The sequence below is a fragment of the uncultured Rhodoblastus sp. genome (assembly GCF_903903185.1).
GTDB lineage: Bacteria > Pseudomonadota > Alphaproteobacteria > Rhizobiales > Beijerinckiaceae > Rhodoblastus.
The window spans coordinates 20,872-31,125 of the sequence record NZ_CAIUXT010000123.1; the positions used below are offsets into that span (position 1 = coordinate 20,872).

The 10,254-nt window shown below is 60.4% G+C and carries 10 protein-coding genes and 2 pseudogenes; 8 read left to right on the forward strand and 4 right to left on the reverse strand.

Going from position 1 to position 10,254, the window contains the following annotated elements; genetic code table 11:
* Positions 1–190: 190 nt before the first annotated feature.
* Positions 191–324 (forward strand): annotated as a pseudogene (locus QZY01_RS11510) (IS1 family transposase); the annotation flags it as partial.
* A gap of 51 nt (positions 325–375) precedes the next feature.
* Here QZY01_RS11510 and QZY01_RS11515 read toward each other — a convergent pair.
* Both QZY01_RS11515 and QZY01_RS11520 read right to left on the reverse strand, forming a co-directional pair.
* Positions 376–543, reverse strand: a complete 168-nt coding sequence (locus tag QZY01_RS11515) for a hypothetical protein (RefSeq protein ID WP_294537297.1) — start codon at positions 541–543, stop codon at positions 376–378.
* Positions 544–894: 351 nt separating this feature from the next.
* Positions 895–1,167 carry a cysteine rich repeat-containing protein gene (locus QZY01_RS11520; RefSeq protein ID WP_294537273.1) on the reverse strand — a complete coding sequence of 91 codons (273 nt, stop codon included), beginning with the start codon at positions 1,165–1,167 and terminating at the stop codon, positions 895–897.
* A gap of 142 nt (positions 1,168–1,309) precedes the next feature.
* On the opposite strand from QZY01_RS11520, the gene QZY01_RS11525 reads away from it, so the two are divergent.
* The 3 genes from QZY01_RS11525 to QZY01_RS11535 are packed head-to-tail and all read left to right on the forward strand — an operon-like array spanning position 1,310 to position 3,654.
* Positions 1,310–1,612, forward strand: coding sequence for a hypothetical protein (locus QZY01_RS11525; protein WP_294537275.1), 303 nt, complete (start codon positions 1,310–1,312; stop codon positions 1,610–1,612).
* A 21-nt stretch (positions 1,613–1,633) separates the two neighbouring features.
* Positions 1,634–2,314: a response regulator transcription factor gene (locus QZY01_RS11530; protein WP_294537277.1), complete on the forward strand. Its 681-nt coding sequence runs from the start codon at positions 1,634–1,636 to the stop codon at positions 2,312–2,314.
* On the forward strand, positions 2,314–3,654 hold the full coding sequence (locus QZY01_RS11535; protein ID WP_294537280.1) for an ATP-binding protein: 1,341 nt from the start codon (positions 2,314–2,316) through the stop codon (positions 3,652–3,654). Before QZY01_RS11530 ends, QZY01_RS11535 begins: the two co-directional genes overlap by 1 nt.
* Positions 3,655–3,666: 12 nt before the next feature.
* On the opposite strand, the pseudogene QZY01_RS11540 reads toward QZY01_RS11535, so the two are convergent.
* Positions 3,667–3,948 (reverse strand): annotated as a pseudogene (locus tag QZY01_RS11540) (cation transporter dimerization domain-containing protein); the annotation flags it as partial.
* Between the two features lie 208 nt (positions 3,949–4,156).
* Between QZY01_RS11540 and QZY01_RS11545 the strand changes: the two are divergent.
* On the forward strand, positions 4,157–4,396 hold the full coding sequence (locus tag QZY01_RS11545; RefSeq protein WP_294537283.1) for a hypothetical protein: 240 nt from the start codon (positions 4,157–4,159) through the stop codon (positions 4,394–4,396).
* 207 nt (positions 4,397–4,603) lie between these two features.
* Here QZY01_RS11545 and QZY01_RS11550 read toward each other — a convergent pair whose 3' ends face one another.
* Positions 4,604–4,960, reverse strand: coding sequence for a hypothetical protein (locus QZY01_RS11550; protein WP_294537286.1), 357 nt, complete (start codon positions 4,958–4,960; stop codon positions 4,604–4,606).
* Positions 4,961–5,623: 663 nt separating this feature from the next.
* Between QZY01_RS11550 and QZY01_RS11555 the strand changes: the two genes are divergently transcribed.
* The 3 genes from QZY01_RS11555 to QZY01_RS11565 all read left to right on the forward strand — a co-directional run bounded on the left by QZY01_RS11555 (position 5,624) and on the right by QZY01_RS11565 (position 9,774).
* Positions 5,624–7,006 (forward strand): hypothetical protein, encoded by a 1,383-nt coding sequence (locus QZY01_RS11555; protein WP_294537288.1) that lies wholly within the window; start codon positions 5,624–5,626, stop codon positions 7,004–7,006.
* Positions 7,007–7,207: 201 nt separating this feature from the next.
* The gene (locus QZY01_RS11560; protein ID WP_294537291.1) at positions 7,208–8,311 is read left to right on the forward strand and encodes a tyrosine-type recombinase/integrase; all 1,104 of its coding nucleotides are present in this window, start codon (positions 7,208–7,210) and stop codon (positions 8,309–8,311) included.
* A gap of 572 nt (positions 8,312–8,883) precedes the next feature.
* Positions 8,884–9,774, forward strand: coding sequence for a hypothetical protein (locus QZY01_RS11565; protein ID WP_294537294.1), 891 nt, complete (start codon positions 8,884–8,886; stop codon positions 9,772–9,774).
* Positions 9,775–10,254 lie beyond the last annotated feature (480 nt).

Below are 10,254 nucleotides of genomic sequence, written 5' to 3' on the forward strand. Positions count from 1 at the left end.
ATGACTGGACGGGCTCCTACGTTTTCCCTTCGCCGCTGGATATAAATTCGGGAAAGGATGGGGCCAAACCATTGGGGAGATCCCCCGGCTCTGCCGGTGTGGCAGTAGAAGTTTGAACTTTCCGGGGGTGTCCGTCCCGAGCGCGCACGACGACGAATCAAGAATCGTTTTGCGGCCAGCCGCCATTCTGATGGACGATCTGAAAGCGTGGCTGGCCAACCTGTCCAGCTTACCACGGACGGCCACAGGCCATACCTTGACGCGGTTGAAGACGCCTTCGGCAGCGACGTCGACTACGCCCAGTTCGTCAAGCTCTACGACGATGCTCTGCAGCGATGCGCCGCAAGCGCAAGAACAGGCCAAGTGCAGCCCGACTCAAATCGTAGCGGCCATTCGCAAGCGCATCGAAGGCTCGCCCGATCCCGCGCACATCTCAAAGAAGCGCGCCGCTTCCGCCAGATTGCAGCCCGGCGTCAGCTGCAGTCTTGCGACGAGCCAGCCGGAAAAATCTTCGCGCCGCCAATAGAGCACGAACCAGTGCACGAGGCGCCCGCCTTCGCCGCGATCCAGACGGCGGGCGATTTCGCAGCATAGACCTGGGCGGAAACGGCGAGGTTCATGCGGCCTCCCTGTTCGTCAGCAGCAGCGCCGGGCCGGAAAAGACGTTGCGCACTGAGATTTTCATGATTTCGCCCTCTCGACTGATGCGTGGCGGGAGCCCGACTCCAGGAAGGCCATTCAAACCTCGCGCAGCGGTCCCACAACGATTTTGCATATTTGTTTGAATGTGTTGCGGTTCGCCGCCTTGCCCCGGCGCGCAGCGCGTCATCAACGCGCGCAGGGCGTCCCGGGAACCGACCGACGCGACGGCATGCGCTTCTCACGCAGCCCCAACTATTGGGATTGCCGCGCGCCTCCGCACCCGCCGCCTGCGGCGCAACCGCGGCCGCCGCCGGTGGACTCCAGCGCCTGGCGGCAGGCGGCGGCGACATTGTCCTTGTTTTTCTCAAGGCATTGGCGAACCGCCCGGTTCACATGAGGCAGACCCTTGCAGTAGTGTTCGATGTCGCTGGCGCAGGCGGCGGCGACCGGGCCGCGCTGGGCCCAGGCCATCGGCGCAGAGGCAAGCATTGCGACCGCGATCAGGGCCATTATGCTGATTTTCATGACACGCTCCTTGTCGAAAATGACTGCCCCCGACAGTCTGAGAACCCTAACACTGCGCGCATGACAATCGGCTGACGCGCATCGACAGCTATTTGCAAGCTTCGAGGGCGGATACTGCTTCCCCACTGCCCGAGGACAGACCATGACTGGATCGCATTGGAGTCTCGTCGCCGCTGTCGCCGTCGCGCTCTGCGTCGCTTCGCGGGGGCGGGCTGAGCCGGTGTCGCCCGAGCAAGCGCGCGAGCTCGTTCGCCATGGCGAGATCCTGGCTTTTCACGACGTGCTCGGCCGCATGCAGCCCGCCGTCGAGGGCGAGATCATCGAGGTGGCTCTCGAATCGGACGGACGGCGGTTCTTGTACAGGATCAAGGCGCTTGGGCGCGACGGGCGCTATCGTGACTATCGCGCGGATGCGAAGGACGGCGCAGCCGCCCAAGAGCCGTGACAAAAGGCGTTGACGAAAGCCATGCGCATTCTGGTGGTCGAAGACGAAAGCAAGGTTGGAGAGGAACTCCGCCGCGCCCTTGTGGCCGCCGGCCATGTGGCGGAATTGGCGCGTGACGGCGAGGCGGCCTGGTTCCTCGGCGACACCGAGGATTTCGACCTCGCCGTGCTCGATCTCGGCCTGCCGAAGCTCGACGGGACGCAGGTGCTGAAACGCTGGCGCGCCGATGGCCGCGCCCTGCCGGTCTTGATCCTCACCGCGCGCGATGGCTGGTCGGAGAAGGTCGAATGCATCGACGCCGGCGCCGACGACTATCTGGTGAAACCGTTTCGCATCGAGGAATTCATGGCGCGCGTCCGCGCGCTGCTGCGACGCGCGACCGGACACGGCAGCGCCACGCTGAGTCTGGGCGACGTGGCGATCGACACCCGCATTTCGCGCGTGCTGCTGGGCGGCGTCCCGGTGGACCTGTCGCCGATGGAATATCGGTTGGTCCATTACCTTATGCATCATGTCGGCCGCGCCGTGCCCCAGATCGAACTGACGGAGCATATTTACGCCCAGGATTTCGAGCGCAACGCCAACGCCATTGAAGTGCTGGTGGCGCGGATCCGGCGCAAGCTCGGCGACGACTTCATCAAGACCCGGCGCGGCTACGGCTATTATGTCGGCGAACTGGGCGAACCGGGCGAGCGGACGTAATGAACTCGCTGCGCTTGCGTCTCCTGATCGCTGCCACGCTCGGGATTGTCGTCGCGCTGGCGATCGCCGGCTTCGTCATCGTCGCGGCCTTCGACAGCCATGTGCGCGGCCGTTTGATCAAGGAACTGGACGACCATCTTCTGCAAATCGCGACACTGTTGAAGCCGGAAGCGGACGGCCGGGCGTCGCTGTCAGGCGAGCTTTCCGATCCCCAGTTCCTGCGCCCGCTGTCGGGTCTCTATTGGCAAGTGTCGGAAAAAGGCTCGGCGATCCTTCGGTCGCGATCGCTGTGGGACGAGTCGATTCCGTTGGGCGACGAGATCGCCGCCGGGGCGCGGCAGGTGCGCGAATTGCGCGGCCCGAAGGCCAAATGGCTCATTGTCGTCGAGCGCGGCGTCGTCCTGCCGGCGCCTGAAGGCGAACGCCGCTTTGTCGTCGCCGTCGCCTGCGAGCAATGCGCGGTCAACGAGGCGAGGCGGGATTTCATCAAGGTTCTAGCGCCGTCGCTGGCGATTCTGGCCGCCTTGATGGCGCTGGCGTCATGGGGACAGGTTCGCATGGGGTTGGCGCCGCTCGGCGACTTGCGCCGCCAACTCGACGATTTTCGCGCAGGCGCCAGCGAAAAGCTGAACGGGCGTTTTCCGCACGAAATCGAAGGACTGGTCGGCGATCTCAACGCGCTGATGGAGGCGCAGGCGCAGGCCATAGAGCGCGCGCGGGCCAACGCGGCCAAGCTGGCGCATGGCCTCAAGACGCCGCTCGCCGTGCTCTCCACCGAGGCGCGCACCTTGCGCGCGCGCGGCGAAACCGGCGCAGCGGACAGTCTGGATCGCGAAATCGGCTTGATGAACGCCCATGTCACCCGCACGCTGGCCGCCGCGCGCGCGGTGGGGCCAAGGCGGCCGGTCGCGCTCCGCACGCCAGTCAAGCCGCTGCTGGCGCGGTTGGTCGGCGTGATGCGGCGGCTGCCGCGCGGCGACGAGTTGATCTGGGAGGTTGAGACGGCGCCGGAGAGCCTGGAATTGTCCATCGACCCACGCGACCTGGAGGAAATCGCCGGCAACCTGCTCGACAATGCAAGGAAATGGGCGCGGGGTCAGGTGAAGGTGTCGGCGCGACGCGAGGACGGTTTTGTAGTCGTGGCCGTCGACGACGATGGCCCCGGCGTTCCGCCCGACAGGGTGGACGATGTCCTGGCCAGGGGCGCGCGGCTCGACGTGGACGCGCCGGGTACGGGCATAGGCCTTGGGATCGTCGCCGATCTCGCCCAGCTTCACAACGGCCAGTTCATGATCGGGCAAAGCGAACTCGGTGGCCTGCGCGCCGAGCTTCGGCTCTGACGGACCAACCTATTACGCCGCCGTTGGCGCGACCGCGATGGCGCCATTCATCACGCCATGTTCGGCTTTATCGTCCGGTTCGACGTGAATGGTGACGACGGCTTCCGTCAGCGAGTCCATCAGCGCGTCTTCGATTCGATCGCAGATTGCGTGCGATCTGGCGACGGTCATGTCGCCGGGCACAACGAGATGAAAATCGATGAACGTCGCCCTGCCCGCAGCGCGCGTGCGGAACTTGTGAATCTCGATAGCGTCTTTCGCTTGGTCGGCGAGGATCCTTCGGATCATGGCGAGTTGTTCTTCAGGGGCCGCCTAATCGAGCGAGTCTGACAACGGCGGCGCGGAATGCTTTCGCGGCGGCGCGCGGGCGGCGGCGCGACCCTCGTTCCAAATTCGAATTCTCCGCGCCGCCCGAGGAACACTTTGTCGCGCCAGGAGTCCCTGCCGTCCATGCCGATGGCGATCCCGCTTTTCTCGGGGAGTGCCGGTAAACTCCTCGGCGATGATCAATGCCATCGCGAAGACATTGCGCAAGGTGAGCACACGCGCCATCGACCCGATCAAGTGTTTCGCGTTCTCGATCGGACCGGTGGTCTTTACCGTCATCAACGAAGTTCTCCCCGGCCACGCCTCATTCTCGCAGCGGGCACCCAAAGCGAATGTCAGCTTTCTGGCGCTGATGGAGGCGCCGGGAAAGGTCGACGACTGTCCGCTCAGGGTCAAAACCGGGCGATGGTGCTAAGGCAGCTTTCCGCCGCGTCGAGATCTTGGTAGCGAGATCGATGAAAATCTCTAAGGGGTCGCGACGAGCCGAACGAATGCAAAATGAATGGGCCGTTATCAACTCTCTAAGCCGCACATCGCTGATGGACCCGATCGCCCCAAAAAACGCCGCATCGTGCCGCAGGTGGGCTGCGGAAGACTCATCACCAATCAAAGCTTCCGTCGTTTAAGGCAAACGGAGTCGTGTTCGGCGATCAGTCACAGCTGACTTTTTCTTGGAAAATTTCATTTTTCGCACAGACGCCTGATCAAGGAACCATGCCAACGCTTTGGTACGCCATGTGTCCCAACCAGGATGCCATTTATCCGTCGCGAGGTCGATTGCACGGCGCACGGTGTGGCGGTCGAGACGCCGTTCAGCGTATTTGGCCATCGCCTCACGCCGGTCTGGAGGGCACATTGCAATTAGCCGCGACAGCCATTCGTATTCAGTCGGCAAATGCCTTTCGCCACGCATGACCTCGGCAACTTGGCGACCCGCGAACAAGCCAATTTTCTTCTTTGTCGCCGAATTGATGGCCATTGCTTAATTACCCTATTGCGTCCAGCGAACCAGTGTGCTGATAATAGCGGAGACATCACCTAAAACGCAACGAGAGCGCGATGTCTTTTTCCACCGTAGGCGCGGTGGATGTTTCGTAGACCGGATCTGAAGATTCGGAAACGAGTTGAGCACCGTGTAGAGCGCGGCTCATCGGACAAGCTGGGAAACCAGCCAACGATGATCCTTGCCTGTGGCGCCCACACCAGATGCTCCTTTAGCCCCTTTTCTTACCCGTGACGACATCGCCGCATTCTTTCAATGCAGCGAACGTCACACTTATGCGCTTGAGGAAGCCGGTCTCCCGGTAATCCGTGTGCGTGGAATCGTGCGGTTCGACCCCGTCGCCGTGCGCGAATGGGCGTCAACGTTTCAGACCGGCGGCGGTGCGAAAAGATCACGCCGTCGGCTGAACGCGACGCAATCCGGCCTCGCGGGAACCAACTCTAAGACTCTCGCAAAAAATCAACCGGCAAAACCGGGGCGTCCGCCACGCTGCGGCCCGCGTCCGCGTGCGCCGCCTTGAGTCGCTTAAGGAGTCGTTACGAACGATCCGCAACCGGAGTTTAAGGAAGTGACGAGTCTGCAACCCCGAAAATAATACCAATTAAGCCTCTGACGAGGATCAAGCCAAAGGAAAATTCAATGAACGAGCATAATGTGAGCGAATTCGACCTCCGTGTCGACCTAACTAGCCTTCTCCCTCTCTGGCAAATCCTGCTTCGCGCCGTCGACAAGGAAAGCTACTACGCTTTTACCAAATTGGCATCGTGGAGCACGCGTCGCGGCAAAGATGTTCTCGACGTCACCGAAGCCGATTTGCTCGCCTTTGGCGCCGCCTACGAAGCCGCCGGTCGACAGTCGGTCGACGTGAAAGTCGAGCGCATTCGCTCGATCGTTGCGAAGTTGCGCCGCAACGGAAGCACGTTTCCCCTTCCCTCGCTGGCCGCGCCGCAGAAACGCCAGACGCCGCGCAAGGACCAGTATGCGAACCTGCCGCAGGCGTTCAAGGATGACTTCCATGAACATTTCGCCCTCTGTATGCCGAATGCGACCAGCGCCTCGCAAATCTCCCGCAAAAATTTCCTCCTGCGCATGATCGCGCTGGCGGAGGGCGAACTCGGTAAGGGTGGCATCGCCCGACTGTTTCAAATCTGGTCCAAAAACAGCCTGCGCGCGATGAAAAACGCCAACTGGGGCGATACCGACGGAAATCCACAGGATCCGACATCCTCGGGCGTTCACAATCGCTCAAAACTTCTCGAAATCGGCGTGCAGAATGCGCGAAAGGTTCTGAAAGATCCCAAGCTCGCCAAGTGGCTGAAAGGCGTCCATAAAAAAGGCGTCAAGCGCTCCAACGAGATCCCCGGCGAGAAGATCGAGGCCGTCGGAAAGATCAGCACCGAAGTCCTGCGCAAGATCGCCAGCCATGCCCGGGCCGTGATCAGGGAATTTGTCGCCGGCCTCGGCGGACCGCATGATCTCGAACGCGCGCAGATCGCCGTGGCGATCCTGGTCGTCCTCGTGACTTGCTTCAAACGCGGCGACGTCATGAAGGTCAAGTTCGCCGGCCCCCCGCGGAAGATCCCCGGCAAGATCAGCATCGAACGTCCCGAACTCGTCCAAGCGCTGCACACCGCGACGAGCCTCGAAGAGGAGATGACTGCCGAAACCACCGCGCTGATCGACGCCTACTGGTTGGCGTTCTGGCGCCGCACCGGCGAACCGCCGGTCTGGCTGCTCGGCCATCGCGACGGCGAAGAGAAGTCGGCGGCAGCGTTCCCGAACGGCGTCGCGAAGTTCGGCAAATCGATCGGTATAAAAGTCACACCTGAAATGCTCCGCATCGCCGTCGTCGCAGGAATGTACCGCGGGAATGTCTCCCGCGAGGACATCGCCGCCATTCTGGGAATCAAGCAGCTCGTCAATCTGGATTCGAGGTTCGGCGTCTTTAAAGGCGCCGACGCCGCCGACAAACTCGAAACCATCCTCGAGGAAAATCCGGCCCCGGACGAGGACGACGAGTGATGTCCCGCGCCGCCAGGATTGCACCCTCCCAGTGTTGACGTTCCGCGCGAGTCGTCAGCGCGGCCCGGCGACTTCGCGGCGTTGACTAAACGGCCTCGTCCAAACCTTCGGCGATCGCTTCCCGCATCGTCTTGAGGAGCAGGGTTTAAAAAAATCCTACTCCTCTCTCACAGCGAATATGGAATCTGACAAGGAGGTTGCATGTTGACCAAAATCCGACCCGGCTTCGCGCGCGAAGTCAGCTTTTCATACGATGACTGGAAACAGGAGGATCGACGCGCGTTCATGGGAGCAATTCCCGATGACCTCGCCGGCGCGCCCGACGGCGAATTCGCCGACTCGCCAGGAGACTGCGGCGATCTGGCCATCGATCGTGACCAGCATCGCAATGTCCTCTTCGCTACGGAGCGCTATATGGCGTTCGTCAAACAGCGGCGCCCCGACCTTTTGGGCCTGCCCTTGAAAGACCGGTTCGGCGAGCAGAGCCTGAAAGAGTTCTGCTCGTTTTTGCCGAACAAAACGAATGAGCAAAAGCGGACACAACGGGACTACCTGACTCGCCTGATGAGGGTGCACAAGGCACTGACCGGGGAAGACACCCCGGTTTGGCAACTGGATTTGATCGAATCGATCGGCTACGTCGCCTCGGCGCCCAAACCGTCCCCATTATCCACGAAGGCCGTTCGGGAAATCGGAATCTCGGCGATGAAACAAGCCCAAAAGGACCTGAAGGAGTGGCGCCGAAAGAACAGCCGGCGGCCTTATATTCCGCAAGCGTGCGTGGACTACCGCGACGGCCTGTTCGTCGCAATTCTAGCTTTGCTCCTCCTGCGAATGGGCAACATGTTGGATGCAAAAATCGGGAAAACTTTCTTCGAAAGAACGACCAATACTCCCTATGAAATACTTGTGATCAACTGGAAATCAAAAAGACACAAAAAAATCTTGCGCAGAATTCCCCATGTTCTGCAGACCTATGTCGATTTTTATCTCGACATCATTCGGCCCGAATTGTTGCAAGGTGAAACAAGCGACATTTTTTGGATTGACCGGCAACGCACGGCGCTTGGTTACGGCGGCGGCTATCTCGGGTTTATCCGCACGATCCGCCGCGCGGCCGACGTTCATATGAATCCGCATCTCGTCCGGCGCGCCGGCGCCGACGTACTGAGAGGCATCGGGGCGCCGGACGCCGCCATCTCCGAAATGCTCGGGCATGCCGAATTGCAAACGGCCCCCAAGTTCTACATCAGCTTGCAGCGCGTCGCGAGGCGGGATATCTGCGCAAAGATTACGGGCGCATGAATTTTGGCGCGATGAGTTTCCCTAAAATCGGGCGACCGTGAGATTTCTGAAGCAAATCAATTTCTGGCAAGCCCGCGCACAGAGGCTTATCCCGTTGTCCCAGGGTACTCGGTCCCGCCCCTCAGGCATCTGTGAGTCGACAGGGGCGCCACGGGACGCGAAAACCTGATCGTGCGAAGTCCCGCGATCAGGAAATTTCATCCGGCCTCGGGCGCTTCTAAGATGGCGGCTTGGGCCATCGTAGCGATCACCTGGGACAACGGGATAAGCCTCCGCGCACATGGCGATCGCGTCAGAGCGCGCTGCGGTATTTTCCAACGCGAACAATATCTCACGATTAGTTTCGTAAATTTTGACACTCGATTAACGTAGTGCGCGCCTTCTATCTCCTCGAATAAGGATCATATATTCTATCCAATTTAACAATTCTTGTTTCCAATTTTATTTTTCCTGAAGCTCTCCATAACAAACCCCCGAAAAAGTCCTGTCCCTAATTTTAGTAGTTCCGTCGCGCACTTCGTGCGCGAATCGGAAGGAGGCTTTGCAGTTATCAACCTTGAAAGAAAATACCCATGAAAACTCCCTCCAACCTCTATTCATCCATCGAGAACGCCTCCTTGGCGCCAGATGCGGACGCGATTCAACGCTTTGCGGTCGCCAATCAAGACATCTTGTTGCGTGCGATTGAAGCTCTGACCTTGCTGGCACAGTTAGGGTCCTCCGAAACGGGCACGCCGCCCGCCTCCATCTTAAAGCCTACGCAGAGCGGAAAACCGCGATTCATAGGCACGGAACTTCCCCGACCGCTTCCTCCCGGCGTCGCCGTGCGCCCCTCCGATGTGTTCGATGGCGATCGATTTCAGGCAATATTTCAGCCAGGAGAGCAAATCGAAATCTATGCAACGGCTGGAGCCGGACTTCGGCGGCTATCTCAGCTGATTTTATTGCCGGCCTTCAAGTTCGGATCGACCGCGATTGGCTCCATTCGCAAGCGCATCGATGACCTCAAAACCGAAAAATATGCCGCCTCCTGGCGGGAAGGCGGCGCTTATCGCACGGACCCCGATTTTGCGACCGACTGGTTCGCATCCTTCATCACCTCCTCCCTGACGACATCAAAGCGCAGCCCCGTGCAATTGACGGAACGCTCCATCGTCGTCACGCTGCCCGCCACGATGTCGCCGCTCGCCTTCGAGAAGGCCTTTCGCGCCGCGCTCGCGCATTGTTCGCTCGGGCGTTTTCTGTCAACGCCGGAAGGCGTCGGGCATTGCCGCCGGCACACCGTTGATCCAGAAATCGGGCTGCGAGCGACGGGCTACGCACTCGGCGTGGCGACGCATTTCAAGCCTTCCGAAGAACTCTATCTCCTCCGGCCTCGGCTCGACGCGGACATGAACGCCCTCATCGTCCTGCTGGAGCGCCTCATCTTGCGCCATCTTGGGCTTTTGGAAGCCAACCCATGACATTTCGCCGTCAGATTTCCCGTCGCCAAAGGCGTCGGAGGAATTGAAATCCAAAACTTCCTCCGGCCCCAAAAAGAACTCGTCCGGCATCACCGAGGCGGATAGAGCGGTCCAATTCCTCCGCCACCATTTTTCAAGTCGGGGCGGCATCGCGGGTCGTTTTGGCCTTCGCCATCATCTGGAAGCCATCCCATGACGACTTTTGCTGTCAGATTTCCGGTCGCCAAAGGCGACGGAGGAATTGAAATCCAAAACTTCCTCCGGCCCCAAAAAGAACTCCTCCGACATCACCGAGGCGGAAAGAGCGGGCCAATTCCTCCGCCGCCATTTTTCAAGTCGGGGCGGCATCGCGGGTTGTTTTGGCCTTCGCCATCATCTGGAAGCCATCACATGACGACTTTTGCCGTCAGATTTCGTCGCCAAAGGCGACGGAGGAATTGAAATCCAAAACTTCCTCCGGCCCCAAAAAGAACTCCTCCG

Bases quoted from the DNA above. Each gene is read 5' to 3' on its own strand.
- QZY01_RS11550 (WP_294537286.1), bottom strand. From the start codon at position 4,960: ATGGCCATCAATTCGGCGACAAAGAAGAAAATTGGCTTGTTCGCGGGT.
- QZY01_RS11560 (WP_294537291.1), top strand. From the start codon at position 7,208: ATGTTGACCAAAATCCGACCCGGCTTCGCGCGCGAAGTCAGCTTTTCA.
- QZY01_RS11565 (WP_294537294.1), top strand. From the start codon at position 8,884: ATGAAAACTCCCTCCAACCTCTATTCATCCATCGAGAACGCCTCCTTG.
- QZY01_RS11520 (WP_294537273.1), bottom strand. From the start codon at position 1,167: ATGAAAATCAGCATAATGGCCCTGATCGCGGTCGCAATGCTTGCCTCT.
- QZY01_RS11535 (WP_294537280.1), top strand. From the start codon at position 2,314: ATGAACTCGCTGCGCTTGCGTCTCCTGATCGCTGCCACGCTCGGGATT.
- QZY01_RS11530 (WP_294537277.1), top strand. From the start codon at position 1,634: ATGCGCATTCTGGTGGTCGAAGACGAAAGCAAGGTTGGAGAGGAACTC.
- QZY01_RS11545 (WP_294537283.1), top strand. From the start codon at position 4,157: ATGATCAATGCCATCGCGAAGACATTGCGCAAGGTGAGCACACGCGCC.
- QZY01_RS11555 (WP_294537288.1), top strand. From the start codon at position 5,624: ATGAACGAGCATAATGTGAGCGAATTCGACCTCCGTGTCGACCTAACT.
- QZY01_RS11525 (WP_294537275.1), top strand. From the start codon at position 1,310: ATGACTGGATCGCATTGGAGTCTCGTCGCCGCTGTCGCCGTCGCGCTC.